Annotated in this window: 24 protein-coding genes and 1 pseudogene; 12 read left to right on the top strand and 13 right to left on the bottom strand. The window is 58.0% G+C overall.

All coding sequences use genetic code 11. The features are described 5' to 3' along the window. Nucleotides 1-161: 161 nt before the first annotated feature. Nucleotides 162-350, top strand: a complete 189-nt coding sequence (locus GVK32_RS02845; protein ID WP_045856893.1) for a hypothetical protein — start codon at nucleotides 162-164, stop codon at nucleotides 348-350. 287 nt (nucleotides 351-637) lie between these two features. On the opposite strand, the gene GVK32_RS02840 is transcribed toward GVK32_RS02845, so the two are convergent. Together GVK32_RS02840 and gss are read right to left on the bottom strand one after the other, a co-directional pair. Next, nucleotides 638-1,819, bottom strand: coding sequence for a PLP-dependent aminotransferase family protein (locus GVK32_RS02840; protein WP_123708843.1), 1,182 nt, complete (start codon nucleotides 1,817-1,819; stop codon nucleotides 638-640). Nucleotides 1,820-1,953: 134 nt separating this feature from the next. Continuing rightward, on the bottom strand, nucleotides 1,954-3,825 hold the full coding sequence (gene gss, locus GVK32_RS02835; RefSeq protein WP_159864926.1) for a bifunctional glutathionylspermidine amidase/synthase: 1,872 nt from the start codon (nucleotides 3,823-3,825) through the stop codon (nucleotides 1,954-1,956). Between the two features lie 221 nt (nucleotides 3,826-4,046). Between gss and GVK32_RS02830 the strand changes: the two genes are divergently transcribed. Both GVK32_RS02830 and yghU read left to right on the top strand, forming a co-directional pair. Beyond that, nucleotides 4,047-4,607, top strand: a complete 561-nt coding sequence (locus GVK32_RS02830) for a thioredoxin domain-containing protein (protein ID WP_159864923.1) — start codon at nucleotides 4,047-4,049, stop codon at nucleotides 4,605-4,607. Between the two features lie 145 nt (nucleotides 4,608-4,752). Next, entirely contained in the window at nucleotides 4,753-5,619 is an 867-nt protein-coding gene (gene yghU / locus GVK32_RS02825; protein ID WP_159864920.1) for a glutathione-dependent disulfide-bond oxidoreductase, read from the top strand. A 34-nt stretch (nucleotides 5,620-5,653) separates the two neighbouring features. On the opposite strand, the gene GVK32_RS02820 is transcribed toward yghU, so the two are convergent. Continuing rightward, nucleotides 5,654-5,941: a DUF2623 family protein gene (locus tag GVK32_RS02820; protein WP_076946636.1), complete on the bottom strand. Its 288-nt coding sequence runs from the start codon at nucleotides 5,939-5,941 to the stop codon at nucleotides 5,654-5,656. Nucleotides 5,942-6,019: 78 nt separating this feature from the next. Beyond that, complete coding sequence (yghX, locus tag GVK32_RS02815) at nucleotides 6,020-6,907, bottom strand: YghX family hydrolase (RefSeq protein WP_159864917.1); 888 nt, start codon at nucleotides 6,905-6,907, stop codon at nucleotides 6,020-6,022. Nucleotides 6,908-7,054: 147 nt separating this feature from the next. Here yghX and mgrA point away from each other — a divergent pair, with 147 nt between their 5' ends. Beyond that, on the top strand, nucleotides 7,055-8,095 hold the full coding sequence (mgrA, locus tag GVK32_RS02810; RefSeq protein WP_159864914.1) for an L-glyceraldehyde 3-phosphate reductase: 1,041 nt from the start codon (nucleotides 7,055-7,057) through the stop codon (nucleotides 8,093-8,095). Nucleotides 8,096-8,136: 41 nt separating this feature from the next. On the opposite strand, the gene GVK32_RS02805 is transcribed toward mgrA, so the two are convergent. From GVK32_RS02805 to exbB, 3 genes are all read right to left on the bottom strand, one after another. Continuing rightward, entirely contained in the window at nucleotides 8,137-8,631 is a 495-nt protein-coding gene (locus GVK32_RS02805) for a TIGR00645 family protein (RefSeq protein ID WP_041147753.1), read from the bottom strand. Nucleotides 8,632-8,772: 141 nt separating this feature from the next. Further along, nucleotides 8,773-9,198 (bottom strand): TonB system transport protein ExbD, encoded by a 426-nt coding sequence (gene exbD / locus GVK32_RS02800; protein WP_123708849.1) that lies wholly within the window; start codon nucleotides 9,196-9,198, stop codon nucleotides 8,773-8,775. Nucleotides 9,199-9,204: 6 nt separating this feature from the next. Further along, nucleotides 9,205-9,936, bottom strand: coding sequence for a tol-pal system-associated acyl-CoA thioesterase (exbB, locus tag GVK32_RS02795; protein ID WP_076946634.1), 732 nt, complete (start codon nucleotides 9,934-9,936; stop codon nucleotides 9,205-9,207). Nucleotides 9,937-10,185: 249 nt separating this feature from the next. Here exbB and metC point away from each other — a divergent pair, with 249 nt between their 5' ends. Next, the gene (gene metC / locus GVK32_RS02790; RefSeq protein WP_159864911.1) at nucleotides 10,186-11,373 is read left to right on the top strand and encodes a cystathionine beta-lyase; all 1,188 of its coding nucleotides are present in this window, start codon (nucleotides 10,186-10,188) and stop codon (nucleotides 11,371-11,373) included. 130 nt (nucleotides 11,374-11,503) lie between these two features. After that, nucleotides 11,504-12,163, top strand: a complete 660-nt coding sequence (yghB, locus tag GVK32_RS02785; protein WP_159864908.1) for a DedA family general envelope maintenance protein YghB — start codon at nucleotides 11,504-11,506, stop codon at nucleotides 12,161-12,163. A 52-nt stretch (nucleotides 12,164-12,215) separates the two neighbouring features. On the opposite strand, the gene GVK32_RS02780 is transcribed toward yghB, so the two are convergent. After that, on the bottom strand, nucleotides 12,216-13,115 hold the full coding sequence (locus GVK32_RS02780; protein WP_159864905.1) for an AraC family transcriptional regulator: 900 nt from the start codon (nucleotides 13,113-13,115) through the stop codon (nucleotides 12,216-12,218). A 196-nt stretch (nucleotides 13,116-13,311) separates the two neighbouring features. Between GVK32_RS02780 and yqhD the strand changes: the two genes are divergently transcribed. Together yqhD and dkgA are read left to right on the top strand one after the other, a co-directional pair. After that, nucleotides 13,312-14,475 carry an alcohol dehydrogenase gene (gene yqhD, locus GVK32_RS02775; protein WP_159864902.1) on the top strand — a complete coding sequence of 388 codons (1,164 nt, stop codon included), beginning with the start codon at nucleotides 13,312-13,314 and terminating at the stop codon, nucleotides 14,473-14,475. A 144-nt stretch (nucleotides 14,476-14,619) separates the two neighbouring features. Next, a complete protein-coding gene (dkgA, locus tag GVK32_RS02770; protein ID WP_159864899.1) occupies nucleotides 14,620-15,447 on the top strand; it encodes a 2,5-didehydrogluconate reductase DkgA in 828 nt (275 codons plus the stop codon). A gap of 129 nt (nucleotides 15,448-15,576) precedes the next feature. On the opposite strand, the pseudogene GVK32_RS02765 reads toward dkgA, so the two are convergent. The 5 genes and pseudogenes from GVK32_RS02765 to GVK32_RS02745 all read right to left on the bottom strand — a co-directional run bounded on the left by GVK32_RS02765 (nucleotide 15,577) and on the right by GVK32_RS02745 (nucleotide 23,195). Continuing rightward, nucleotides 15,577-17,843 (bottom strand): annotated as a pseudogene (locus GVK32_RS02765) (YgiQ family radical SAM protein). Between the two features lie 33 nt (nucleotides 17,844-17,876). Then, complete coding sequence (gene ftsP / locus GVK32_RS02760) at nucleotides 17,877-19,289, bottom strand: cell division protein FtsP (RefSeq protein WP_159864893.1); 1,413 nt, start codon at nucleotides 19,287-19,289, stop codon at nucleotides 17,877-17,879. 84 nt (nucleotides 19,290-19,373) lie between these two features. Further along, nucleotides 19,374-20,111 carry a 1-acylglycerol-3-phosphate O-acyltransferase gene (gene plsC / locus GVK32_RS02755; RefSeq protein WP_159864891.1) on the bottom strand — a complete coding sequence of 246 codons (738 nt, stop codon included), beginning with the start codon at nucleotides 20,109-20,111 and terminating at the stop codon, nucleotides 19,374-19,376. Nucleotides 20,112-20,381: 270 nt separating this feature from the next. Next, the gene (gene parC / locus GVK32_RS02750) at nucleotides 20,382-22,640 is read right to left on the bottom strand and encodes a DNA topoisomerase IV subunit A (RefSeq protein WP_076946630.1); all 2,259 of its coding nucleotides are present in this window, start codon (nucleotides 22,638-22,640) and stop codon (nucleotides 20,382-20,384) included. A gap of 147 nt (nucleotides 22,641-22,787) precedes the next feature. Then, entirely contained in the window at nucleotides 22,788-23,195 is a 408-nt protein-coding gene (locus GVK32_RS02745) for a YgiW/YdeI family stress tolerance OB fold protein (RefSeq protein ID WP_041147267.1), read from the bottom strand. Nucleotides 23,196-23,346: 151 nt separating this feature from the next. On the opposite strand from GVK32_RS02745, the gene qseB reads away from it, so the two are divergent. The 4 genes from qseB (at nucleotide 23,347) to GVK32_RS02725 (ending at nucleotide 26,390) form a co-directional block, all read left to right on the top strand. Beyond that, nucleotides 23,347-24,006, top strand: coding sequence for a quorum sensing response regulator transcription factor QseB (gene qseB, locus GVK32_RS02740; protein WP_076946628.1), 660 nt, complete (start codon nucleotides 23,347-23,349; stop codon nucleotides 24,004-24,006). Beyond that, a complete protein-coding gene (gene qseC / locus GVK32_RS02735; protein ID WP_159864888.1) occupies nucleotides 24,003-25,352 on the top strand; it encodes a quorum sensing histidine kinase QseC in 1,350 nt (449 codons plus the stop codon). Before qseB ends, qseC begins: the two co-directional genes overlap by 4 nt. 106 nt (nucleotides 25,353-25,458) lie before the next feature. Beyond that, nucleotides 25,459-26,040 (top strand): NAD(P)H-dependent oxidoreductase, encoded by a 582-nt coding sequence (locus GVK32_RS02730; RefSeq protein ID WP_041147270.1) that lies wholly within the window; start codon nucleotides 25,459-25,461, stop codon nucleotides 26,038-26,040. A 35-nt stretch (nucleotides 26,041-26,075) separates the two neighbouring features. Continuing rightward, nucleotides 26,076-26,390 carry a putative quinol monooxygenase gene (locus tag GVK32_RS02725; protein ID WP_123708858.1) on the top strand — a complete coding sequence of 105 codons (315 nt, stop codon included), beginning with the start codon at nucleotides 26,076-26,078 and terminating at the stop codon, nucleotides 26,388-26,390. Nucleotides 26,391-26,461 lie beyond the last annotated feature (71 nt).

The following is a 26,461-nucleotide window of genomic DNA, read 5'->3' as shown; positions in this document are numbered from 1 at the left end:
GGTCGTAGTTGCTGGCGACCTGCCTTGTATTCCCGTTTCGCCAGTGATTTCTTCTTTAAATTATAAAGAAAACATATATTGCTCGCGGTCATAAAAAAGTAGTTGATCTGATACGCACAAGCTTTTATTTTGCTTGTCAGTTTTTCAAACGAGATAAAACGATGCCTACTATTACAGCCGGTAGTATGAAAGAAGCAAAAGAGTTAATTAACTGCGGAAAGTATAAGGAAATAGTTCTTAACTTTGATATTGATGCCGATGATTTTTTCACCCTCGCGACATCCCAGCACGCCACTAAAATCACCATCTCCGACAAAAACACCCACTCACCGGTAAAATTAGAAAAATAATTAAAAACCTCTGAGGTATTTCTTATGTTGCTATTTATTGGCACAGCGGCAGTTGCTTTTCTCTCTTCATTAATGCTGATCTGGCTTGACGATCGCATCAGCGAGCAGGATTAACCTCCGGCGCGCAGCTCCCCTCTCTTATTTTACATGCCCGTGTGCGCTCATCGTGAAGCGCTACGGGCTGTTCCTGCAGCACCCGATGCGCCCAGCCGATCTGCCACTCGCCGTTGTGCGGGAAAGCGTGAAGGCTCCGCGCCGGATCGCGACGCGGAGTGAAAGCGCGGTAATTACAGCGACTTTGCCAGGCGTTCGACGGCGGTCAGCAGACCCGCTTCCGACACCGTTGAGTAGGAGAGGCGCAGCGTGCGGGTATCCGGCTTGTCGTTATAGAACGCTTCGCCCGGCACGTAGACCACGCCGTTTTCGAGGGTCTTTTTCATCCATTCCATGGTATCGAACGGATAGCGGAAACGGGCCCACAGGAACATGCCGCCTTTGGGTCGACTGAACTCCAGATGCTCGCCAAGCTGGCTCTCAAGGGCATCGGCCAGCGCGACGCACTTCTTGCGATAGTCTTCGCGGATCAGGGCTATCTGATTCTCCAGGCGGTTCATCGCCAGGTATTCCGCGGTGATCACCTGCGACAGCATGTTGGTGTGGAGATCCGCCGCCTGCTTGACGATCACCGTCTGCTGCGCCAGCCAGTCCGGCATCACAATCCAGCCAATGCGCATGCCCGGGGCAAGGATCTTGGAGAACGTCGAGGTGTAGACCACCTGGTCTTCACAGCCGAGCTCCTGCGCGTACTGGTAGAGCGGGCGGCGGACTTCGTCGGTAAAGCTGATTTCGCCGTAGGGATCGTCTTCGATAATCACGAAATCATGCTGCTTCGCCAGCTCAACCACCCGACGGCGGCGATCGGCGCTGAGGGTTTTGCCGCCCGGGTTGCCGAAGGTGGGCACCAGGTACACGGCCTTGACCTTAGTCGTCTCCAGCAGATCCGCCAGCTGTTCCACCAGCATGCCGTCGTCATCGGTATCGACGCTGAGGATATTCGCCTGAGCCAGCTGGAACACCTGCAGCGCGGCCAGATAGGTCGGGCGCTCGACGACGATCGCATCGCCCGGATCGAGCAGCGTACGCGCGACGATATCCAAAGACTGCTGCGAACCAGAGGTGATATAGACATGGCTTGCCGGACAGGCAACGCCGCGCGCCTGACACAGTTCGCTGACGGCCTGACGCAGCGGCGGATAGCCTTCGGTCAATCCGTACTGGAACGCATCGTTGAAACGTCCGCTCATCACCTGCTGCACCGCCAGATTCAGACCCTCGGTATCAAACAGCTCCGGAGCCGGGATCCCACCACCCAGTGAGATAACGCCGGGGAGTTTACTGTGCTTGAGAAGTTCGCGGACGGCGGAGGGCTTGAGTTCACCCGCGCGGGCGGCGAGTCGCCGATCGTGCATATTATTTTCCTTTTTGTCTGTCTTGTTGTTGTGGTTTGTTAACTATTTATTTAGTACCAATTTTTACCCAAAATCCCCGGCAGCGCTACGCTTACCGGGGATTTTGCGGCCCCTGCGATTCGGCGCCGGCGGAACTATCGTCTATCGTTGTCTTTCAGCACAATTAACGGTTCAATATCGCTCTCTTTTTTGACCACCAGCGAATCATCGCCGCGCAGGCAGGTGCCGCCGTAGTTCCCACCAACGGTAAAGGTGCATACCTGAATGTATTTACCATCCACTTTCGGCAGGCACCACAGCTGCTGGTAAATATTTTTGCGATCGACAAACTGCCCGCTGGTCTTATCCAGCACCTCATCGTCGGGACCGATCAGATCGATATTGTTGCCGCAGCGCCCGGAGATAGGCTTAATCGCATAACCGGTTTTCGCCAGCTCGTCGTTGACGACAAAATCGGTATCCAGCAGATAGCGATGATTCGGGAACAGCGACCACAGCACCGGCAGAATCGCCTTGTTGCCGGGGATCACCGTCCACAGCGGTTCGAATACCAGCACCTCGGGGCGCAGCAGAACGTCAATCAGCCGCACCTCGTTTTGCGGATGGCCGGTGCGGATCGGCACGGCGGCGTACTCGTCGGCGCTGACCTCGCGCACCTGCTCGATGGCGGTTTCCCATGCCCAGGTTTTCCAGACGCAGTTAACCAGCCGCCCGTCGCCGTCAATCAGCTGCCCGGCGGCATCCCAGCGCAGCTCATCAAGGCCGAAGAGGATTTTGCTCTCGAATCCGGCCTGGGTGAGCGAACGCTGGATAAACAGCGCGTGGTAGTTCTCCTCCAGATCCTTATCCTGCATGATGTGCACAAAAGGCCGCGCCCGGCTGTGCTTCCACGCGCCCGCCAGCTCATCCAGCAGATCTTCTGCCGGATTATGACCGCTGCCGTAGTAGCCCTGCTTCAGCCACTGCTCGAGGATCAGCCCGCCTTCGGTATGGCAGGAGGCGGAGTCGGCGTTGTACTCATAGACCTTCAGCCCGCGATCGTCCATGCAGAAATCCATGCGGCCGGTAATCATATGATGGCGACGTCGCTGCCACGAGAGGCGCAGACGCGGCCAGAGAATTTTGGGGATATCGAACAGCGCCAGCAGACCGTCGTCTTTCATCACCTTATCGGTGGCGTGCAGGTACATCAAATGCAGCTCGTTGGTTGCTTTGATCAGCTCCTGCTCGGCGCTTTCGGTAATGGTGAAATACTGGTAAGGGTCGGCGTTAATAAAGTGGCCGTTGGCGTCAACGTAGGCTTTCTGCAGCGTATCTTTCTCGTTCAGCCACCTGCCGCGAAACTGCCCGTTGTTCGGCAGGCGGGCGCCGCGAATGGTCAGCGCTTCGCCCGGCAGCACCGGCTGCGCCAGGCTGTGCTCGGTATCGGCGGTCTGGATCATCCAGCCAAGGATCTCGGTGTCGGCGAAGGTATCTTTGAGGGTATAGACGCCATTGTGCACCTCAAGGGTGAGCTCGCGCGTCCACTGCTGGCCCTGCGGCAGCGACGTGTGGATAACGTTTTGCTCGGCGATCCTGACCTTATTGCCCACCAGCTGCGTAACCACCGCCACGTGGCCGGTATGCTTGAACTCGCCGCCCTTCTGCCAGATCAGCAGGGAGCCGGCCATCGGCGGACGACGCGAGCCGTTGGCAAAGGCCTGCAGCGGCAGAATATTGTCGTTAACCACTTCGCGCAGAAAGCGCAGGGAGAAGATTTCATACGCCATGCCGACGTCGGTGAAGACAAAACCGTAGGTGAGAAACAGGAAGCGGCGCGCGAACTCGACGCACTGCCATTTGTGCCCCATATACTCGTTATTGATATAGCTGCGGAACGTGGCGTCATCCGGATAGTCTTGCGGATTTAAGCTGCTGTAGTTCGATGAATAGATTGCCACGCCGCCCGGCGCGTAGCCTAACAATGTACCAAAAGGGGCATCACTGCTTGTCGATCCTTTGCTCATTAGCCTGACCTCAAATTAATGCAGCCCGGGCAGTTGGCGGAACAAAACTCCCTCTTCTTATCCTGCCGCAGGCACTTACCAGACAGAGGTGGAATAATGATACCACTCATTCGATTCGCTAATTGTGCCCTTACGGAAAATAACCCTGCGCCGCAGGGCAAAAGTGATATCGTTTATCTGAGATATAACAACAAATAGCGAATTAACGTCAGGAGTTGATTATGAGCACACAACCGCATCTGCAAGCGCAACCGCTGGTCTGGGGACATGGTCCGCGTACCTTCGAGGTTTTCCTGGAGCCGACCTGCCCCTATTCGGTACGCGCGTTCAATAAGCTCGACGACCTGCTCGACGAGGTCGGCGCGGATAACGTGACCATCAAAGTTCGCCTGCAGTCCCAGCCCTGGCATATGTTCTCGGGGGTTATCGTACGCTGTATTCTGGCGGCCTCCACCCTGCCGCACGGCAGAGAGCAGGCGCATAAGGTGCTAAAAGCCGTGGCCGACCATCGCGAAGAGTTCGAATTTACCGATCACTGCAGCGGGCCGAATATGAACGCCACCCCGCAGCAAATTGTCGAACGTATCGAGCGCTACAGCCACGTTCTGCTTTCCGCGGCGTTCGCCCGCCCGGAGCTGCAGGCGGAAATAAAATGGCACAGCAAATATGCGCGTCAGAACGGTATCCACGTCTCGCCGACCTTTATGGTCAACGGGCTGGTGCAGGCGGATCTCGGCAGCGGCGACGATATCAGCGTCTGGGCCGCGCGGATAATGGCCTGATTTAGGGTGTTGCCCCGGTGAGCGTAACGCGGCCGGGGAAACCGTCCGGGAATATCGCCAGCGGGCGAATAAGCCTCACACTGTTAAATCCTTAATACGCCACCTGCTACACTCCCTGAACACCTCACTACAAAGGCAGACCAGCATGTCAGAGAATAACTACCAACCCCCGAAAGTGTGGGAATGGAAGCAGAACAACGGCGGCGCGTTCGCCAACATCAACCGTCCTGTCTCCGGCGCAACGCATGAGCAAGAGCTGCCGGTCGGCTCGCATCCGCTTCAGCTTTACTCCCTGGGAACGCCTAACGGCCAGAAGGTGACGATCCTGCTGGAAGAGCTGCTGGCGCTGGGGGTGAGCGATGCGGAGTATGATGCCTGGCTGATTCGGATCGGCGAAGGCGATCAGTTCTCAAGCGGCTTCGTTGCGGTGAACCCGAACTCAAAAATCCCGGCGCTGAGCGATCGCTCAACCACCCCGCCAACGCGCGTGTTTGAGTCCGGCAGCATTCTGCTTTATCTCGCGGAGAAGTTCGGTTTCTTCCTGCCAAAAGATCCGACCGGGCGCACCGAAACGCTGAACTGGCTGTTCTGGCTGCAGGGCGCGGCGCCGTTCCTCGGCGGCGGCTTTGGCCACTTCTTCAACTACGCGCCGGTGAAAATCGAGTACGCCATCGACCGCTTCACCATGGAAGCCAAGCGTCAGCTCGACGTGCTGGATAAGCGGCTCGCCGATAACCGCTACGTCGCCGGAGAAGAGTACACCATCGCCGATATGGCTATCTGGCCGTGGTACGGCAACGTGGTGCTCGGCGGCGTCTACAACGCCGCCGAATTCCTCGACGCCGGCAGCTATAAAAACGTTCTGCGTTGGGCGCAGGAGGTCGGCAGCCGTCCGGCGGTTCAGCGCGGACGGATCGTTAACCGCACCAACGGCCCGCTAAACGAGCAGCTCCACGAACGCCATAGCGCCAGCGACTTCGATAGCCAAACCGAAGACAAGCGCCAGGCATAAGGCCATCCCAGTCGAAGGCTTCGGCCTTCGGCTATTAGCGCTCCAGGCGGTATCCCGCCATAAAATAGCGCATCGCGGTGCAGGAACTCCCCTCTTTAAAGAAATCCATAATCATGTAGCGGTCGAGGCCATAGCGACGGGTCAGGATCCCGGCCTCCCACGCGCTAAGCTGGCGATCGCCGGTTTTTTCAAACATCCGCTGAGAATAGCCGAGCACAAACCCGCGCTTATAGTCGGTACAAAAATTTGCGGCGCCGCTGGCGCTGTCGGCCTGAGCCGCCTGCAGCCCGGCCATTAAACCTTTACCAAAATGGTTATCCATCGCTTCCCCCCAATCGTTATATACAAAATTATATAGCGATTTTTTAAGCAAAGGGTAGCGCTATTTCAGCCGATGGCGCTAGCGTAAATACTTCTCAAACCAGGCCAGGGTTCTCTGCCACGCCAGCTCCGCCGCATCCCGGTCATAGCGCGGCGTGGAGTCATTATGAAATCCGTGATTAACCTCCTGATAAATATAGGCCTCATAGACCTTATGCTGCGCTTTCAGCGCCTCTTCATAGGCCGGCCAGCCCTGGTTGATGCCGCTATCGAGGCCGGCGTAGTGCAGCAGCAGCGGCGCCTGAATCCTGGCGACTTCGTTGAGCGGCGGCTGCCGGCCGTAGAACGGCACCGCGCAGGCCAGCTCCGGGATCGCCACCGCGGCGGCGTTGCTGACGCCTCCGCCGTAGCAAAAGCCGGTGATGCCGACTTTTCCCGTCGCCTGCGGATGCTTAGCCATAAACGCCACAGCGGCAAAAAAGTCGTTCATCAGCTTCACGGGATCGACTTTCTGCTGCAGCACTCTCCCCTCATCATCATTTCCGGGATAGCCGCCGACGGAGCTCAGGCCGTCCGGCGCCAGCGCGATATAGCCCGCCTTCGCCACTCGCCGGGCAACGTCTTCAATATAGGGATTAAGGCCGCGGTTCTCATGCACCACCACCACCGCCGCAGCTTTTTCGGCTATCTTCGTCGGCGTCACCAGGTATGCGCGCACTTCTCCATGACCGTCGGGAGAGGGATAGTGAATATACTCCGGGCGGATATCCGGGTCGGTAAACGCCACCTGCTCCGCCAGGGCATAGTTGGGTTTCAGCAGGTTAAATAGCGCCAGCGCGGTCATTCCGCCGACGGCATATTTCCCCGCCAGCTGGAGAAACTCACGTTTGCTGATTTTGCCGTGGGCATAGTAGTCGTAGTACTCGAGCAGCTGTTGCGGGAAATCTTTGGCGGTCAGTCGCGTCATCGCGTGTTCTCCGTTAGTGAAGGCCCTTTAAGCAAAGCATAAGCTCGCCGGGACGCCAGAAATCTCGCGCAGTGTGATCCAGCAAACGCCTCCTCAGCGGCTTAGCGTCTAAAGTAGAACAACGTTTTAAATTAAAAAGGAGAGAGCATGTCCTGGTTCGCTGACCCAACCCGCTACGATCGGATGCAGTATCGCTACTGCGGCAAAAGCGGCCTGCAGCTGCCCGCGCTGTCGCTGGGCCTGTGGCACAACTTTAGCCACGGTAACGCCCTTGATGACCAGCGCGCCCTGCTTCGCAAGGCCTTCGATCTGGGTATTACCCATTTTGACCTGGCCAATAACTACGGGCCGCCGCCCGGCAGCGCCGAGGAAAACTTTGGCCGCCTGCTGCGCGAGGAGTTTGCCGCCCACCGCGACGAACTCATTGTTTCGACCAAAGCCGGCTACTCCATGTGGCCAGGGCCCTATGGCTCCGGCAGTTCACGTAAATATCTGCTGGCCAGCCTCGATCAAAGCCTGCAGCGCATGGGGCTGGATTACGTCGATATTTTCTATTCCCATCGCGTTGATGAGAACACGCCGATGGAGGAGACCGCCGCAGCACTGGCGCAGGCGGTGCAGAGCGGCAAGGCGCTGTATGTTGGCATCTCCTCCTATTCGCCGGAACGCACGCAGCAGATGGCGGCGCTCCTGCGCGAGTGGAAAATTCCGCTGCTGATCCATCAGCCCTCCTATAACCTGCTTAACCGCTGGGTCGACAGCAGCGGATTGTTGGATACGCTGGAGGAGCACGGCGTAGGCTGCATCGCCTTTACGCCGCTGGCACAGGGCCTGCTGACCGGCAAGTATCTCCAGCAGATCCCGGAAGGTTCGCGAATGTTCTATGAAGGGAAGCGGGATCGCGGCCTGACGGAAACGATGCTCAGCGAGCCAAACGTCCTAAGCCTGCGCCTGCTGCAGGAGATGGCGCACGGCCGCGGTCAAAGCATGGCGCAAATGGCGCTGAGCTGGCTGCTGAAGGATAGCCGGGTGACCTCGGTACTGATTGGCGCCAGCCGTCCGCAGCAGCTGGAAGAGAACGTAAAGGCGCTGGAAAACCTGGCTTTCAGCACCGAAGAGCTGGCGCAGATCGACCAGCACGTGGCGGATGGTCAGCTGAATTTGTGGCAGGCTTCGTCGGACAAGTAAACCGTTTGCCCGGCGGCTAAACGCGGCCGGGCAGTCAGGAATCAATGCTTTACTTTGGTCAGGCGATCGAGATAGCCCATCACAAACGCCGACAACACGAACGTCAGGTGGATAATGACGTACCACATCAACTTATTGTCCGGGACGTTTTTGGCATCCATAAACACCCGCAGCAGGTGGATCGAGGAGATCGCAACAATGGAGGCCGCAACCTTGTTTTTCAGCGAAGTGGCATCCATTTTTCCCAGCCAGCTGAGCTTCTCTTTGCCCTCGTTGATATCCAGCTGAGAGACAAAGTTTTCATAGCCCGAGAACATCACCATCACCAGCAGGCCGCCGACCAGCGTCATATCCACCAACGACAGCAGGGTCAGGATCAGGTCCGACTCCCCTACGCTGAAGATATGCGGCAGGATGTGGAGGATCTCCTGAAAAAATTTGATCGACAGCGCCACCAGTCCCAGAGAGAGACCAAAATAAACCGGTGCCAGCAGCCAGCGTGAGGCGTACATGGCATTTTCCAGAAAGCGTTCCATAAGACCCCGTAAGTTAAAAAAAACGATCGCCATTATATCGCAACCCGCCAGCGTGATTGCAACATCCGGTCAGCGCCGCGGATCGACAGAAATAAAAAAGGCCGGCACAAGGCCAGCCTCCTGGGGAGATGTCGGTGAGGGCTACTGCGCTTTAACGGTCTCTTCGCCCACCAGACCAATCTTCAGATAGCCCGCCTGGTGCAGGGTATCCATGACTTTCATCATCGTCTCGTAGTCCACGGTTTTATCGGCGCGGAAGAAGACGGTGGTGTCTTTCTTACCTTCAGTCAGGGTATTCAGCGCGTTAACCATGCTCTCTTCGGTCACCGGATCGTTGCCGAGGAACATGGTTTTGTCCGCTTTTACCGACAGATAAATCGGTTTTTCCGGACGCGGCTGCGGCTGGCTGGAGGAGGCGGGCAGATTGACCTTCACATCAACTGTCGCCAGCGGAGCGGCCACCATAAAGATAATCAGCAGCACGAGCATGACGTCGATAAACGGCGTCACGTTAATATCGTGCATTTCGCCGTTATCATCGAGGTTTTCGTTAAAATGCATCGCCATAAAGCATCAACCTACTCGTAATTTCTGCGCGGTACGCACCGGCGAAGAGCCGCTGGCGCTCAGGTCCAGATCGCGGCTTTGCAGCAGCAATACCTGGGCGGCGACGTCGCCGAGAGTGGCTTTGTAGCTGCCGATCATACGAGCGAAGATGTTATAGATAACCACCGCCGGGATAGCGGCAAACAGGCCGATTGCCGTTGCCAGCAGCGCTTCCGCGATGCCCGGTGCGACAACCGCGAGGTTGGTGGTCTGAGTCTGCGCGATGCCGATAAAGCTGTTCATGATGCCCCAGACGGTACCAAACAGGCCGACGAACGGGGAGATGGCGCCGATGGTCGCCAGGTAGCCGTTTCCGCGGCCCATATAACGACCCACAAACGCCACGCGACGCTCAAGGCGGAAACCGGTACGCTCTTTAATGCCTTCGTTATCTTCGACGCCTGCCGACAGCTCGAGCTCGTTCTGTGCTTCGTTGATAAGCTGCGTGCTGAGGCTTTTAGGATGGAAAGCGTTGGCGATATCGCTGGCCTGGTCGAGGGAGCGCGCTTCGCCGAGAAGCTGCTGTTCGCGCTTGAGGCGGCGCTTGCTGGAGAGGATTTCAGCACCCTTGCCGAAGAAGATAGCCCATGTGACTATCGACGCCAGAATCAGGCCGATCATCACGACCTTAACGACAATATCGGCATGATGATACATACCCCAAACGGAAAGATCCGCCTGCATCAAATTATTACCCACTCTGAGTCTCCAGGACGTAAATCACAAAATCTGAGCATAATAATATCAAAACGGCATCGAATTGATAGTGGTTCTCATTAGTATTTACACTGTGCAGCAAATCACGTTTATTTTCCTTGCGCTTACGCAGTAAAAAAGTGGCCACCGGGGGATTTGGTAAAATTTTTGCCTGTATCTGTCGTTAGCCGGTACAGGTCCGGGTATTCATGCTAGTTTAGACGTCCAGACGTATAAAAATAGGTAAAAAACATGGCTGACAAACATCTTGATACCGCTCTGATCCACGCCGGACGCAGTAAAAAATATACCCTCGGATCGGTAAACAGCGTGATTCAGCGCGCTTCGTCGCTGGTATTCGACACCGTCGAAGATAAGAAACATGCCACCCGCAACCGGGCGAAGGGCGAGCTGTTTTACGGCCGCCGCGGCACGCTAACCCACTTCTCACTGCAGGAAGCCATGTGCGAGCTGGAAGGCGGCGCCGGCTGCGCCCTGTTCCCCTGCGGCGCAGCGGCGGTGGCCAATACGATTCTGGCGTTTGTTGAGCAGGGCGACCACGTTCTGATGACCAATACCGCCTATGAGCCGAGCCAGGACTTTAGTACCAAGGTGCTTGCCAGGCTCGGCGTGAGCACCGGCTGGTTCGATCCGCTGATTGGCGCCGATATCGCCCGTCTGGTCCAGCCGAATACCCGCGTGGTGTTTCTCGAGTCTCCGGGTTCAATCACTATGGAGGTCCACGACGTTCCGGCGATCGTCGCGGCCGTGCGTAGCGTTGCCCCGGAGGCAATCATCATGATCGACAACACCTGGGCGGCCGGCGTGCTGTTCAGGGCGCTGGATTTTGGCGTCGATATCTCGATTCAGGCCGGGACCAAATACCTGATTGGCCACTCCGATGCGATGGTCGGTACCGCGGTTGCCAACGCGCGCTGCTGGGACCAGCTGCGTGAGAACGCCTATCTGATGGGGCAGATGCTCGACGCGGATACCGCCTATATGACCAGCCGCGGCCTGCGCACCCTCGGCGTGCGTCTGCGTCAGCACCACGAGAGCAGCCTGCGCATCGCCGAATGGCTGGCGCAGCATCCGCAGGTGTCGCGGGTCAACCATCCCGCGCTGCCGGGCAGCAAAGGACATGAGTTCTGGAAGCGCGACTTTACCGGCAGCAGCGGCCTGTTCTCGTTTATTCTCAATAAGCGGCTGAACGACGCCGAGCTGTCCACTTATCTGGACAACTTCAGCCTGTTCAGCATGGCCTACTCCTGGGGCGGTTTCGAATCACTGATCCTGGCTAACCAACCGGAGCATATCGCCGCCATCCGTCCCGAGGCGGAAGTCGATTTCAGCGGCACGCTGATTCGCGTCCATATCGGTTTAGAAAATGTTGACGATCTGCTGGCGGATTTAGCGGCGGGCTTCGCGCGTATCGTGTAAAGTGACGGCCAGTGGCAATAATTGCGGACGTTCTGTTAGAGGCGGCCGCTTTTGTTGCGCCCGGGATCAAGGTGTTCGGGGCTCTTCAGGAGTACACTAGTCAAAAATACGGTACCACTTAGGAAAGTCCATGGTTGTTATTCAAGAGATTGTCGCCGCGCTCTGGCAACATGATTTTGCCGCATTGGCGAACCCTCACGTTGTGGGCGTTGTATATCTGGTCATGTTCGCGACCCTGTTTCTCGAGAACGGTTTGCTGCCGGCCTCGTTTTTACCCGGGGACAGCCTGCTGCTGCTCGCCGGCGCGCTGATTGCTAAAGGCGTCATGGACTTTGTGCCCACCCTCGCCATTCTGACCGTAGCGGCCAGCCTCGGCTGCTGGCTGAGCTATATTCAGGGGCGCTGGCTCGGCAATACCGAGACCGTTAAGGGCTGGCTTGCCCATCTGCCGCAGAAATATCATCAGCGCGCGACCTGCATGTTCGATAAGCACGGGCTGCTGGCCCTGCTGGCCGGGCGTTTCCTGGCCTTCGTTCGCACCCTGCTGCCAACAATGGCCGGTATTTCCGGGCTCTCCAACCGCCGCTTCCAGTTCTTCAACTGGCTCAGCGCGCTGCTGTGGGTCGGCGTGGTCACCGGGCTCGGATATGCGCTCAGCATGATCCCTTTCGTCAAGCGCCACGAAGATCAGGTGATGACCTGCCTGATGATCCTGCCTATCGCTCTGCTGGTTGCCGGGCTGCTGGGTACGCTGGTGGTGATCATTAAGAAAAAGTTCTGCAGCGCCTGATTGACCTTCCCGGGAGGGCGCCAGCGCGCCTTCCCGAAGCGTGTGTTTCCTGTCACATCCCCTGAATCGTTCTGATCCGCGCCGCGTCTTCGCCCGGCGTCATGCCAAAATAGCGCTTAAACTCCCGGCTGAACTGTGACGCGCTTTCGTAGCCCACGCGCATCGCCGCCGCGCTGGCCTTCATCCCGTCGTGGATCATCAGCATTCGCGCCTTATGCAGGCGATAGCTTTTCAGATACTGCAGCGGCGAGGTGCTGGTGACCGATTTGAAGTTGTGGTGAAACGCCGAGACGCTCATGTTGGCCTCCGCCGCCAGCTGATCGACGCTCAGGTTCTCGGTGTACTGGCTTTCAATGCGCTTGAGGACGCGGCTAATCAGGCTGAAGTGCGTTTGCCGGCTCACCAGCGCCAGCAGCGCCCCGCCGCACGGCCCGGTCAGCACGTAGTAGAGCATCTCGCGAATAATCTGCTTGCCCAGAATACGCGCATCCAGCGGCCGCTCCATCACGTCCAGCAGCCGTTCAGCGGCGCACAGAATCTCCTCAGAGAGCGCCGCCGAGTTAATCCCGCTCGACGCCACTGCCGGCTGGAAGCGCTCATCCTCGCCAATATCCATCAGCAGCTCCTGCAGCTGCAGAATATCAACGTTCAGCCGCAGCCCCGCCAGCGGAACCTCCGGCGTCGCGAAGGTCTCACACTCAAACGGCAGGGGCACCGTCAGCAGCAGATATTCGTTGGTGTCGTAACGAAAAGTCCGTTCATTTATGTAACCAATTTTATGACCGGAAAAGAGAAAAACGATGCCGGGCTGGTACATCACCGGCGTGCGCGTCCCCGGCTGCGTGCCGTACAATAACCGAATATCAGGCAGCAGCTCGCTGAGATTTTCTTCTTTATCTTTCAGATTGTTAACCTTTTCCGTTAGCAACTGACATATCTGGGCACGCTTCATTTACGGTGACTCTCCAGTCGTTTTTCCACGTCTCTATTGTGCGCACTCCGCTGCCTTTTCTCCAGCCCCACGGAGAAATGGGCAAGACATCGGCAGGAATATGCATTGAGGGGAGCGGATGACAGGACCACAATGTTCGTCATCTGGCCGGGATATCTTCTCCGCCGGCAGTTTTCTCTTATTGAGGTCATGAGCAATGAATAATTTCGATCTGTATACCCCAACCCGTATCCTGTTTGGTAAAGGTGCCATCGAAAACCTGCGCGATCAGATCCCGGCAGGGGCCCGCATTCTGGTTACCTACGGCGGCGGCAGCGTGAAAAAAACCGGCGTCCTGGATCAGGCCCTGAGCGCGCTGAGCGATTTTGAGGTGCTGGAATTCGGCGGTATTGAACCGAACCCGTCCTACGAAACGCTGATGAACGCGGTCAAAATTGCCCGTGAACAGCAGATCACCTTCCTGCTGGCCGTCGGCGGCGGCTCGGTGCTCGACGGGACGAAGTTTATCGCCGCAGCCGCGCACTATGATGAAAGCGTCGATCCGTGGGAGATCCTCGAAACCTACGGTCAAAACGTCAAAAGCGCCATCCCGATGGGCTCCGTGCTGACGCTGCCGGCGACCGGCTCCGAGTCCAATAAAGGCGCCGTCGTTTCGCGTAAAACCACCGGCGACAAGCGCGCCTTTATGTCCTCCCACGTGCAGCCGGTGTTTGCGATCCTCGATCCGGTTTACACCTACACCCTGCCGCCGCGTCAGGTTGCTAACGGCGTGGTTGACGCATTTGTCCATACCGTTGAGCAGTACGTAACCTACCCGGTTGATGGCAAAATCCAGGACCGCTTTGCCGAAGGCATTCTGCTGACCCTGATTGAAGATGGCCCGAAAGCGCTACAAGAGCCGGAAAACTACGACGTTCGCGCCAACATTATGTGGGCTGCGACCCAGGCGTTAAACGGCCTGATCGGCGCCGGCGTGCCGCAGGACTGGGCTACGCATATGCTGGGACATGAACTTACCGCCATGCACGGCCTTGACCATGCCCAGACCCTGGCCATCGTTCTGCCGGTGCTGTGGAATGAAAAACGCGATACCAAACGCGCTAAGCTGCTGCAGTACGCCGCCCGTGTGTGGAATATTAGCGAAGGTTCTGAAGACGAGCGCATCGACGCGGCCATCGCCGCAACGCGCAATTTCTTCGAGCAGCTCGGCGTGCCGACTCGCCTGAGCGGCTACGGTCTTGACGGTAGCTCTATCCCGGCGCTGTTGGCTAAACTGGAAGAGCACGGCATGACTCAGCTCGGTGAAAACCAGGATATCACTCTCGACGTCAGCCGCCGTATTTACGAGGCTGCGCGCTGATTTTCCCCTGCTGATACGCCCTCTCCTTCGCGTCATCGGATGCGAAGGAGAGGAGTTTAACTACCGTTTTTAGCTATTTCGTCCAGACTTAATGCTACCCCTTAGCGAAATGTACCCCGCTAAGTTCATTAACAGGAGGAAGGCATGACACATCCAACCGTGATAAAACTGCACGACGGCAACCTGATGCCACAGCTGGGTCTCGGCGTGTGGAAAGCAGGCAACGAGGAGGTCGTCTCCGCCATTCACAAGGCGCTGGAAGTCGGTTATCGCTCTTTTGACACCGCCGCCGCGTACCAAAACGAAGCCGGCGTCGGCAGCGCGCTGAGCCAGGCTGGCGTTCCTCGCGATGAGCTGTTTATCACCACTAAGCTATGGAACGACGATCAAAAACGTCCGCATGAAGCCCTGCAGGAGAGCCTGAGCAAGCTGCAGGTCGACTACGTCGATCTGTATTTAATGCACTGGCCGGTTCCGGCGATCGACCATTTTGTTGAAGCCTGGAAGGGCATGATTGAGCTCCAAAAACAGGGGCTGGCCAAAAGCATCGGCGTCTGTAATTTCCAGGTTCACCATCTGCAGCGGCTGCTTGATGAAACCGGCGTGGTACCGGTGATTAATCAGGTGGAGCTCCATCCCCTGCTCCAGCAGCGCCAGCTGCACGCCTGGAACGCGACGCATAAAATCCAGACCGAATCCTGGAGCCCGCTGGCTCAGGGGGGCGAAGGCGTATTCGATCAGAAAATTGTCCGCGAGCTGGCCGATAAGTACGGCAAAACGCCGGCGCAGATTGTCATCCGCTGGCATCTCGATAACGGTCTGGTGGTGATCCCTAAATCGGTGACCCCTTCGCGTATCGTGGAGAACTTTAACGTCTGGGACTTCCGTCTTGATAAAGACGAACTGGGAGCAATGGCGAAACTGGATATCAACAAGCGCCTCGGGCCAGATCCTGACCAGTTTGGCGGCTAACCTTTCTTCCTGACCGCAGAGCGGTTTTTCGGTTATCCCGGACGGTGGCGCAGCGGCCGACCGCTCCGGGCGACCTCATCCCTTTATTTCATCACCCCGGCCAGCCTTGCGCTGCCGGGGTACTTCGTTTTAGCGGGACGCAGAGCGAACGCGTTTTTTCGCTCCGCCGGCCGGCGTCTGCCGCTGATGCTCAACCGGCGTATGCTTGGTCAAGGCCGGGCGGGTATGGCGATTCTGGCGACGCGCTTCACGCATCTCGTCCAGCGTCGGCGCAGGCACCAGGCAGTCGCGGCGTGAGCCGATCAGGTGCTTTTTGCCCATAGCTTCCAGCGCCTGGCGGATCAGGGCCCAGTTTGCCGGATCGTGGTAGCGCAGCAGCGCTTTATGCAGGCGGCGCTGCTTATCCCCTTTCGGTACCGCCACGTCTTCGCTTTTATAGCCAATCTTGCCCAGCGGGTTCTTGCCGGTGTAATACATGGTGGTTGAGTTCGCCAGCGGCGACGGATAGAAGTTCTGCACCTGATCCAGACGGAAACGGTTTTTCTTCAGCCACAGCGCCAGGTTCACCATATCTTCATCGCGAGTGCCCGGATGCGCGGAGATAAAGTACGGGATCAGATATTGCTCTTTACCCGCCTGTTTTGAGTAGCTATCGAACAGCTCTTTGAAGCGATCGTAGCTGCCCATTCCCGGCTTCATCATCTTCGACAGCGGGCCTTCTTCGGTATGCTCAGGGGCAATCTTCAGGTAACCGCCCACGTGGTGGGTCGCCAGCTCTTTGATGTAGCGCGGATCCTCCACGGCAATGTCGTAGCGCACGCCGGAGGCAATGAGGATTTTCTTGATACCTTTCAGATCGCGGGCGCGGCGGTAGAGATTAATCGTCGGCTCGTGGTTGGTATCCATATGCGGGCAGATGTCCGGATAAACGCACGACAGGCGACGGCAGGTCTGCTCCGCACGCGGCGACTTGCAGCGCAGCATATACATATTGGCCGTCGGGCCGCCGAGGTCGGAAATGACCCCGGTGAAGCCCGGGACCGTGTCGCGAATCGCTTCGATTTCGTTAATGATCGAGTCTTCGGAACGGCTCTGAATAATGCGCCCTTCATGCTCGGTTATCGAACAGAAGGAACAGCCGCCAAAGCAGCCGCGCATAATGTTGATAGAGAAGCGGATCATCTCATATGCCGGGATGCGGCTCTCGCCGTACGCCGGGTGCGGAACGCGCTTGTACGGCAGCGCAAACACGCTATCCATCTCCTCCGTCGACAGCGGAATGGCCGGCGGGTTAACCCAAATATAGCGCTCGCCGTGCTTTTGCATCAGCGCGCGCGCGCAGCCCGGGTTGGTTTCATGGTGGAGAATGCGCGACGCGTGGGCGTACAGCACCTTATCCCCTTTGACCTTCTCAAAGGACGGCAGCAGAACGTAGGTTTTTTCCCACGGCTTCGGGCGCGGCGGCTGAACGGTGACCTGTTTCACCTCCTGCTTTGCCGGCTCAACGGTTTTGTTATCCGCGCACGGCAGATCTTCGCCATACGGATGCGGGATCGGATCAATTTTACCCGGCGTATCGAGACGGGTAGAGTCGACGCCGCTCCAGCCCGGCAGCGCTTCTTTCACCATGATGGCGGTATTGCGCACGTCGCGGATCTGGGCGATCGGCTCGCCTGCGGCCAGACGGTGCGCCACTTCTACCAGCGGGCGCTCACCGTTGCCGAACATCAGCATATCGGCCTTGGAATCAACCAGCACCGAGCGGCGCACGGTATCGGACCAGTAGTCATAGTGCGCGGTACGACGCAGGCTGGCCTCAATGCCGCCGAGAATAACCGGGACGTCTTTCCACGCCTCTTTACAGCGCTGGGTATAGACCAGGGTGGCGCGATCCGGGCGCTTGCCGGCGACGTTGCCTGCGGTATAGGCGTCGTCATGGCGCAGCTTGCGGTCGGCGGTGTAGCGGTTGATCATCGAGTCCATGTTGCCGGCGGTGACGCCGAAGAACAGGTTCGGTTTACCGAGGCACATAAAGTCATCTTTATTATTCCAGTCCGGTTGGGAAATAATCCCAACGCGGAACCCCTGCGCCTCCAGCATGCGGCCGCAGATAGCCATGCCGAAGCTTGGGTGATCGACGTACGCATCGCCGGTTACCAGAATGATGTCGCAGCTATCCCAGCCAAGTTGATCCATCTCTTCGCGTGACATGGGTAAAAACGGCGCGGGGCCAAAACAGGCGGCCCAGTACTGCGGCCAGGAAAATAGGTCACGATCCGGTTGGATCAGGGATATTGCGCTCATATTGCTTCCGGGAAAAAAAATGATAAAAAAATAACCAAAGGGCGGCGATTATAAGCCGGATTGACGCAGGAAATGAAGGGGGATTTTCTCATACCCTAACCGTTGTCCGGTTAGGGTTGCGGGCGTTACGGCACCGGGTTAACCAGGATCTGGCCAATCGAGCCGCGGTCGGCGAGCTCCAGGGTCTGGCTAAGGAACTGGAACGGGAAATGCGACCACGACGGCTGCGTGTAGTACACCAGCAGCTCCACCTGTCCGTCGATCCAGACGGTATCTTTCCAGCCGCGGTCCTCCGGGAACGGCGTCGAGCCGTTGACGTTGCGCACCTGGAACATCACCCCTTCGATATGGAACGACTGCGGCCGGTCGGCACGTACCGTCCAGCGCTCCCAGGTGCCCTGCTGGGCGGTAATATCAATGCGCTGCGGATCCCATAGCTGGCCGTTAATTCCCGGATCATCGCCGAGCGAGATGTCGCGGCTGCGGATCGGCGTCCCGGTCAAAATCTCCGTCGGCAGCAGGCGTACCGGCAGGCTGTCGGTAACCAGCGGCAGCAGGCCCGTTGGGCGCAGGGTTAAAAGCAGCGTCGAAATCAGGATGCTCGAGGGCTCGAAGAAACCGCGAATGCGATCGACGATGCTCGCCGCCTCGCCGCAGGTAATCGACACCTCATCGCCGTTGGTCATGTCCACCAGGATCTCACGCCGCTCGCCGGGAGCCAGAGAGAGCTGTTTCAGCGAGACCGGCGCCGGCAGAAATCCCTGATCGCCGGAGATAACGTGCAGCAGTCGACCGTCGCTCATCTGCAGCTGGTAGCGGCGGGAGTTAGAGGCGTTCAGCAGGCGCAGACGCACCCAGCCGCGCGAAACCTCCACGTACGGACCCTGTACGCCATTCACCAGCAGCGTATCGCCGACGAAGCCGCCGCTGCCCGGCTCGCTGTATTCAGGCGTGCCGAAGTTATCCAGCCGCTTGTCCTGGATGATGACCGGAAAATCATCCACGCCGTAGTGGTTAGGAATGGGGAGGTTTTTGCTGATCTCGTCCTCCACCAGCCACATCCCCGCCAGGCCGTTATAGACCTGTTGGGCCATATGGTTTGGCGTATTCGCCTGGTACCACAGGGTGGAGGCGCTCTGACGGATAGGCAGCACCGGCGCCCAGTCGGCGTTCGGCGACATCATACGCGCCGCGCCGCCAATCAGCGGGCCGGGAACCTGCAGGCCGCGGATGGTCATGGCGACGTTTTCCGTCAGCCGGTTGCTGTAAATCAGCTTAACGTCATCGCCGTTCCACACGCGAATCGTCGGCCCGAGATAGCGACCGTTTACGCCCCACACCGACGCGCGGGTGCCCGGCGTGAATGACCAGTGCGCGCGCTGCAGGGTTAAAAATAGCGGCTGGCCGCGGCGGGACTCGAGCAGCGGAGGAACGGGCAGCGCTGGCTGCTGGCCGGCGGCATATGCGTTCAGCGGCGCGGCTCCCGCGCACAGCGCTACGCCTGAAGCCTTGATAAACTGACGCCGACTGAGTGACATATTAACTCCATGAAATACTGATAAATCAGAAAGGGAATTCGTTTCCCGCTAGCATCAGGACCGCGCTATCGCGGCGTTTCCTGTTTATTTCTTATCCGCGGCTTCACGTTCCGCCACTTCACGATCCAGCTCTTCAATCTTCGCGGCCATCAGCTCGCGGCAGTGTTTCGCCAGCGCGCGCACGCCGTCTTTACCAAATCCGCTGGTATCAACCGGCGGCAGCATTTCAACAATCACCAGGCCGTTATTCAGGCGATTGAGCTTAATTTTATTCGATGTATTAGAAACGCATACCGGAATAATCGGCACGCCAGCGGCAATAGCTGCGTGAAAAGCGCCGGTTTTAAACGGCAGCAGGCCGCGGCCGCGACTGCGCGTTCCTTCCGGGAACATCCAAAAAGATATTTTGCGTTTTTTAAACGTATCCACCACCTGGGCGATGGTTCCGTGCGCCTTGGTGCGGTTATTACGATCGATCAGCAGGTTTCCCGTCAGCCAGTACAGCAGGCCAAAGAACGGCACCCACAGCAGGCTCTTTTTACCCACGGTGACGGTAGGCGGCTGCACGATGTTTGCCGCCGTCACCATATCATAGTTGTTCTGGTGATTAGCGATGTATATCGCGTTGCCGTAGCTTTCCGCATCGGCGGGCTTGCGCGTTTCCACCTTCAGGCCGAATACCGGAGAGAGTCGACCAAAAAGATGGCCAAAGGTCGCCACGTGTTTCGGGTTACGCGGGCTGAACAAGCAGTAAATACAGCCAAATATGCACACAAAGATACAGTAAATAACAACGATAATTAGTCGAAAAATAAATAGCATAGCTACCTCTAAAACCCAAACCGCTGAGAATAATACCCGTTATACCGCAGGCTGCTTGCGCGCAGGCTGCCCTGTCCGGCCCTTGCGGACCGCCGCTGGTATTAATCAGGATACAGATTCGTTATTCGCCCGTTGAAGACGCCGGGAGCGACTGACTACCCCGGCATATCTTGAATGATTTTGCGTCTATTGTTAATCGCAACGGCCGAATAAACAACGATTTGGCGGCAAATGTTAACACCCTCCTCCCTGTGGAGGCGGGTGCCCGTATTACTCTTCGCTATCGCCCGCCGAGGCGCGATGAGGCGAATCAACGTCCACGCGATCGATTTTCTGCAGCCCGCGCATCAGCGAACCGCGGCGACCGCGCTCGCCGGTGACTTTTTGCAGCTCTTCCGGACGCAGCTTGATCTTCCGTTTACCGACGTGGATCGTCAGCGTACTCTGCGGTGGCAGCACAAACAGGTGCGCCAGGCCATCCTGCCCGGAAGCGGCATCCGCAGACGGAATATTGATGATTTTATTGCCTTTGCCTTTCGACAGCTGCGGCAGATCGCTGACCGGGAACATCAGCATGCGTCCGGCAGAGGTGATGGCCAGCAGCATGTCGGACTCGTTTTCAATCACCAGCGGCGGCATCACCCGCGCATTTTCCGGCAGCGAGATCAGCGCCTTACCGGCGCGGTTGCGCGCGACGAGGTCGTTGAAGGTGCAGACAAAGCCGTAGCCGGCGTCAGAGGCCATCAGCAGCTTCTGGTCATCGCCTTCCATCAGCATATGTTCGACGCTGGCGCCCGGCGGCAGCGTGAGCTTGCCGGTAATCGGCTCGCCCTGGCCGCGGGCTGACGGCAGGGTAATCGGATCGATGGCGTAGCTGCGCCCGGTAGTATCGATAAATACCACCGGCTGGTTGCTCTTGCCCTTCGACGACGCCTTCCAGCTGTCGCCCGCCTTGTAGCTTAGTCCCTGCGCGTCAATGTCGTGGCCTTTGGCGCTGCGCACCCAGCCCATTTGCGACAGCACGATGGTCACCGGTTCGGACGGCAGCATATCGTGCTCGCTCATCGCCTTCGCTTCTTCACGCTCGCGCAGCGGCGAACGACGGTCGTCGCCAAACGCGTCGGCGTCGGCCTGCAGCTCTTTCTTCAGCAGGTTATTCATCTTGCGCTCGGACGCCAGAATAGCCTGCAGACTATCGCGCTCTTTTTCCAGCTCGCCCTGCTCGCCGCGAATTTTCATCTCTTCCAGTTTGGCGAGATGGCGCAGCTTCAGTTCGAGGATTGCTTCCGCCTGCGTTTCGCTGATGCCAAAGCGCGACATCAGGGCCGGCTTGGGCTCATCTTCGTGGCGGATGATTTCGATAACTTCATCGATGTTGAGGAACGCAACCAGCAAACCCTCGAGGATGTGCAGGCGCTTGAGCACCTTCTCCAGACGATAGTTCAGGCGGCGACGGACGGTATCGCGACGGAAGGTGAGCCACTCCGTCAGGATCTCCAGCAGGTTTTTGACCGCCGGACGGTTGTCCAGGCCAATCATATTCAGGTTGATGCGGTAGCTTTTTTCGAGATCGGTGGTCGCGAACAGATGGTTCATGACCTGATCCATATCCACGCGATTAGAGCGCGGGACGATAACCAGGCGGGTCGGGTTTTCGTGATCCGACTCGTCGCGCAGATCGTCAACCATCGGCAGCTTTTTATTGCGCATCTGCGCGGCGATTTGCTCGAGCACGCGGGCGCCGGAAACCTGATGCGGCAGGGCGCTAATCACCACCGCGCCGTCCTCTTTTTTCCACACCGCACGCATGCGAACCGAGCCGCGACCGTTCTGATAGATTTTGCGGATCTCGGCGCGCGGGGTAATGATTTCAGCTTCGGTGGGGTAGTCCGGCCCGTGAACGATATCCAGCAGTTCGTCGAGCGAGGTCTGCGGCTTTTCAATCAGGGTGATGGCCGCTTTGGCCACTTCGCGCAGGTTGTGCGGCGGAATATCGGTGGCCATCCCCACGGCGATACCGGTGGTGCCGTTGAGCAGAATATTCGGCAAACGCGCAGGCAGCATTTTCGGCTCCTGCATCGTACCGTCAAAGTTAGGTACCCAGTCAACGGTTCCCTGACCCAGCTCGCCCAGCAGCAGCTCCGCATACTTTGACAGGCGGGATTCGGTATAACGCATCGCGGCGAAGGATTTGGGATCGTCCGGGGCGCCCCAGTTACCCTGACCGTCCACCAGCGGGTAGCGGTAAGAGAACGGCTGCGCCATCAGCACCATCGCCTCATAGCAGGCGCTATCGCCGTGCGGGTGATATTTACCCAGCACGTCGCCGACGGTGCGCGCGGATTTTTTGAATTTAGCGGTGGCGTTCAGACCCAGTTCGGACATCGCATAAACGATGCGCCGCTGGACCGGTTTCAGGCCATCGCCAATGAACGGCAACGCCCTGTCCATGATGACGTACATGGAATAATTCAGGTAGGCGTTTTCCGTAAATTCATGCAGCGCAAGGCGCTCTGCCATATCGCTCATTAATCGTGAATCCTCAATCTGGGTACCGACCGTTCGGACGGCAAAACTACCCGCGATAATACCCTATCTAACGCCCTGAGTCACAGGGCGTTAGACCGGTTGAGGATTCTGCTACGCGGAGCGGCAGCGGCGCCCCGCTCAGAGGCTTTACGGGGCGACTTTGCTTATCTGCTTCACATCGATTTCCACCGAGTTCCAGTCCTTATCGACCTCACCCTGAATTTCGACCGTATCCTTCGGGGTCACGGTGACGCCATTCCAGCGCTTGTGGTCAATATCGACATTCACCGTCCCGGAGGCATCCTGGAATTTATACAGATCGTCGGAAATGCGCTCAACGATTTTACCGCGCAGGGTCACCCAGGTGTCGTCACGCAGAGATTTGGCATTCTCCACCGTCGTCACGCTGCCGTTCGGGCCCACAAAGCCGCCTTTTTGCGCGGTTGTCTGGCTGGTTTGCGCGGCGCCCGGACCGGAAAAACCACCCTGCTCGGCAGCCAGTACCGGCATAGAAACTAAAGCAACGATTGCGGTAATTGCGGCGATTTTCTTCATGATGTGTTCTCCCTTTATGTTGATATCGTCACCATTAAGCCTGGCAAAACTTAACAACTTCTTAAGCGGAAAAAAGAAATTTTATTGCTGTACAGACGGCGGCGCAACGCGTTTTACTGCGCGTACATCCGCGAGCCACAGGAGCAGGCCAATGCGTATTTTAGTGGTGGAAGACGACAAACTCATCGGCGACGGCATCAAGGCCGGGCTGAGCAAAATGGGCTTCAGCATCGACTGGTTCACGCGCGGCGAAGAGGGAAAAGCCGCGCTCTACGCCGCTCCCTATGACGCGGTCATCCTCGATCTGACGCTACCCGGCATCGACGGTCTCGATATCCTGCGCGAATGGCGCGATAAAGGTCACCACGAGCCGGTGCTGATCCTCACCGCTCGCGATGCGCTCAGCCAGCGGGTCGAAGGGCTTCGGCTCGGCGCCGATGACTATCTGTGCAAGCCTTTCGCCCTTATCGAAGTCGCCGCCCGCCTCGAAGCACTTATCCGTCGCGCCCACGGCCAGAGCAGCAGCGAGCTGCGCCACGGAAAGGTCACCCTCGACCCCGGCCGCCTGACGGTCACCCTGGCGGGGGAGCCGCTGGCGCTGAAGCCCAAAGAGTTCGCCCTGCTCGAACTGCTGATGCGTAACGCCGGGCGCGTGCTGCCGCGCAAGCTCATTGAAGAAAAGCTCTATAGCTGGGATGACGATGTCTCAAGCAACGCCGTGGAGGTTCACGTGCACCATCTGCGTCGCAAGCTCGGAAGCGAGTTTATTCGCACCGTTCACGGCATTGGCTACACCCTGGGGGACGCATGAAGCGGCTGGGTCGGCTAAGCCTGCGCGTTCGCCTGACGCTGCTTTTCTTCCTGCTCACCAGCCTGGCATGGGGAATAGCCTCGTTTATTGCCTGGCAGCAGACCGCCCACAAGCTGGATAAGCTGTTTGATACCCAGCAGCTGCTGTTTGCCCGCCGTCTGAGCGCGATGAATTTCGCTGAGCTGCATACCTTTCCCTCGCAGGTACGGGCGAAAAAGGAGGTCAGGCATGGCCACCTTGACGACGACGCGCTGGCCTTCGCCATCTTCACCACCGACGGCAACATGGTGCTGCATGATGGCGAAAACGGCGAGGATATTCCGTGGAATAGGCTGCGGGAAGGCTTTAGCGACGGCTACCTGCGTAACGATGATGATGAGTGGCGCTTCCTGCAGCTCACCACCGCCGACGGCCGCTACCGCATTGTCGTCGGCCAGGAGTGGGACTATCGCCGGGAGATGGCGCTGGATATCGTCACCTCGCAGCTCACCCCCTGGCTGGTGGCGCTGCCGATGATGTTTCTGCTGCTGATCGTCCTGCTCAGCCGGGAGCTGGCGCCGCTGAAACGGCTCGCCCGCACCCTGCGCCTGCGCGCGCCGGATTCTGCGGAATCGCTTAACGTCGACAGCATCCCCAGCGAAGTCCGTCCGCTGGTCGATGCGCTGAATCAGCTGTTTGCCCGAACTCACGACACCATGATCCGCGAGCGCCGCTTTACCTCCGACGCCGCCCACGAGCTGCGTAGCCCGCTGGCGGCGCTGAAGGTGCAAACCGAGGTCGCCCAGCTGTCGATGGACGACCCTCAGGGGCGTGAAAAAGCGCTGGCGCAGCTGCACGTCGGGATCGATCGCGCAACCCGTCTGGTCGATCAGCTCCTGACGCTGTCGCGCCTCGACTCCCTGGCCGCGCTCGAGGACGTGGATAGCGTCGCCATCGACGAGCTGCTGCAGTCGGCGGTGATGGAGATGTACCATCCGGCGCAGCAGGCGGGCATCGAGCTGCGTCTGCATCCGCATGTCGCGCAGGTGACGCATGTGGGTCAGCCGCTGCTGCTTGGCCTGCTGGTGCGTAACCTGCTGGATAACGCCGTGCGTTACAGCCCGTGCGGAAGCCGGGTGGATATCACCCTCGACGCTCGCGGATTTCGCGTTTGCGATAACGGCCCGGGTATCAGCGCCGAAGCGCTGGCTCGTCTCGGCGAGCGCTTTTATCGCCCTCCCGGCCAGGATGCGCCGGGCAGCGGGCTGGGGCTGTCTATCGTCCGGCGTATCGCCGCCCTGCACGGCATGACCGTCACCTTCCGTAACGCCCCCGACGGCGGCTTTGTAGCACAGGTCAGCTGGTAGCGGGATTATTGCGAAAAAAGCAAAAGACTTTGCACATTTTGCTCATTTTACCGCCCCGCCTTGCGGGGTAAAATAGTCGACAAAATTGAAACGCCAGGGGTAAAAAATGAGCAACATTCTGATTATCAACGGAGCGAAAAAATTCGCTCACTCTAACGGCCAGCTGAACGACACCCTGACCGAGGTCGCGGATGGTTATCTGCGCGACGCCGGGCATGATGTTAAAATCGTCCGCGCCGAAAGCGAATACGACGTTAAAGCAGAAGTACAAAATTTCCTCTGGGCCGACGTCATCATCTGGCAAATGCCGGGCTGGTGGATGGGCGCGCCGTGGACCGTGAAAAAGTACATCGATGATGTCTTCACCGAAGGCCACGGCTCGCTGTATGCCAGCGACGGCCGCACCCGCTCCGATGCCAGTAAAAAATATGGTTCAGGCGGTTTAATTCAGGGCAAGCGCTACATGCTCTCCCTGACCTGGAACGCCCCGATGGACGCCTTTACCGATGAAGAGCAGTTCTTCCATGGCGTCGGTGTTGACGGCGTTTACCTGCCGTTCCACAAAGCCAACCAGTTCCTCGGCATGACTGCCCTGCCGACGTTTATCGCCAACGACGTAATTAAAATGCCTGATGTTCCGCATTACATCGCAGAATATCGCAAGCATCTGGCGCAGATTTTTGGTTAACTAAAGGTCTACATACAGAAGGAGTTGAGTACATCATGTTGACAGTGATTGCAGAAATTCGCACCCGCCCGGGCCAGCACCATCGCCAGGCGGTCCTCGATCAGTTCGCCAAAACGATTCCGCTGGTTTTACAGGAAGAGGGCTGCCACGGCTATACGCCGATGATCGATCACGCCGCAGGCGTTAGCTTTCAGAGTACCTCGCCCGATTCCATCGTGATGGTGGAGCTGTGGGAAAGCGTGGCGCATCTCGAAGCGCACCTGCAAACCCCGCATATGAAAGCCCACGGCGAAGCGGTGAAGGGCGATGTGCTGGAGACCAGCATTCGCATCCTGCAGCCGGGCGTTTAAGTCAATAAGTAGACCCGCTGGCCTGCGCTATGACGGCCAGCAAAAAGGGAGCCAGTGGCTCCCTTTTTTGT

Origin of the sequence: Klebsiella sp. 18074, from assembly GCF_902705905.1 — a bacterium.
Classification (GTDB): Bacteria; Pseudomonadota; Gammaproteobacteria; order Enterobacterales; family Enterobacteriaceae; genus Klebsiella; species Klebsiella terrigena.
This window is presented reverse-complemented; position numbering and strand designations above follow the sequence as displayed.

Coding starts and splice junctions, on each gene's coding strand:
- GVK32_RS02840 (WP_123708843.1), bottom strand. CDS start 1,819: ATGCACGATCGGCGACTCGCCGCCCGCGCGGGTGAACTCAAGCCCTCC.
- yqhD (WP_159864902.1), top strand. CDS start 13,312: ATGAATAATTTCGATCTGTATACCCCAACCCGTATCCTGTTTGGTAAA.
- GVK32_RS02730 (WP_041147270.1), top strand. CDS start 25,459: ATGAGCAACATTCTGATTATCAACGGAGCGAAAAAATTCGCTCACTCT.
- dkgA (WP_159864899.1), top strand. CDS start 14,620: ATGACACATCCAACCGTGATAAAACTGCACGACGGCAACCTGATGCCA.
- yghB (WP_159864908.1), top strand. CDS start 11,504: ATGGTTGTTATTCAAGAGATTGTCGCCGCGCTCTGGCAACATGATTTT.
- GVK32_RS02820 (WP_076946636.1), bottom strand. CDS start 5,941: ATGGATAACCATTTTGGTAAAGGTTTAATGGCCGGGCTGCAGGCGGCT.
- yghX (WP_159864917.1), bottom strand. CDS start 6,907: ATGACGCGACTGACCGCCAAAGATTTCCCGCAACAGCTGCTCGAGTAC.
- metC (WP_159864911.1), top strand. CDS start 10,186: ATGGCTGACAAACATCTTGATACCGCTCTGATCCACGCCGGACGCAGT.
- plsC (WP_159864891.1), bottom strand. CDS start 20,111: ATGCTATTTATTTTTCGACTAATTATCGTTGTTATTTACTGTATCTTT.
- mgrA (WP_159864914.1), top strand. CDS start 7,055: ATGTCCTGGTTCGCTGACCCAACCCGCTACGATCGGATGCAGTATCGC.
- gss (WP_159864926.1), bottom strand. CDS start 3,825: ATGAGCAAAGGATCGACAAGCAGTGATGCCCCTTTTGGTACATTGTTA.
- GVK32_RS02745 (WP_041147267.1), bottom strand. CDS start 23,195: ATGAAGAAAATCGCCGCAATTACCGCAATCGTTGCTTTAGTTTCTATG.
- exbD (WP_123708849.1), bottom strand. CDS start 9,198: ATGGCGATGCATTTTAACGAAAACCTCGATGATAACGGCGAAATGCAC.
- parC (WP_076946630.1), bottom strand. CDS start 22,640: ATGAGCGATATGGCAGAGCGCCTTGCGCTGCATGAATTTACGGAAAAC.
- GVK32_RS02780 (WP_159864905.1), bottom strand. CDS start 13,115: ATGAAGCGTGCCCAGATATGTCAGTTGCTAACGGAAAAGGTTAACAAT.
- GVK32_RS02805 (WP_041147753.1), bottom strand. CDS start 8,631: ATGGAACGCTTTCTGGAAAATGCCATGTACGCCTCACGCTGGCTGCTG.
- GVK32_RS02830 (WP_159864923.1), top strand. CDS start 4,047: ATGAGCACACAACCGCATCTGCAAGCGCAACCGCTGGTCTGGGGACAT.
- GVK32_RS02845 (WP_045856893.1), top strand. CDS start 162: ATGCCTACTATTACAGCCGGTAGTATGAAAGAAGCAAAAGAGTTAATT.
- yghU (WP_159864920.1), top strand. CDS start 4,753: ATGTCAGAGAATAACTACCAACCCCCGAAAGTGTGGGAATGGAAGCAG.
- qseB (WP_076946628.1), top strand. CDS start 23,347: ATGCGTATTTTAGTGGTGGAAGACGACAAACTCATCGGCGACGGCATC.
- qseC (WP_159864888.1), top strand. CDS start 24,003: ATGAAGCGGCTGGGTCGGCTAAGCCTGCGCGTTCGCCTGACGCTGCTT.
- GVK32_RS02725 (WP_123708858.1), top strand. CDS start 26,076: ATGTTGACAGTGATTGCAGAAATTCGCACCCGCCCGGGCCAGCACCAT.
- ftsP (WP_159864893.1), bottom strand. CDS start 19,289: ATGTCACTCAGTCGGCGTCAGTTTATCAAGGCTTCAGGCGTAGCGCTG.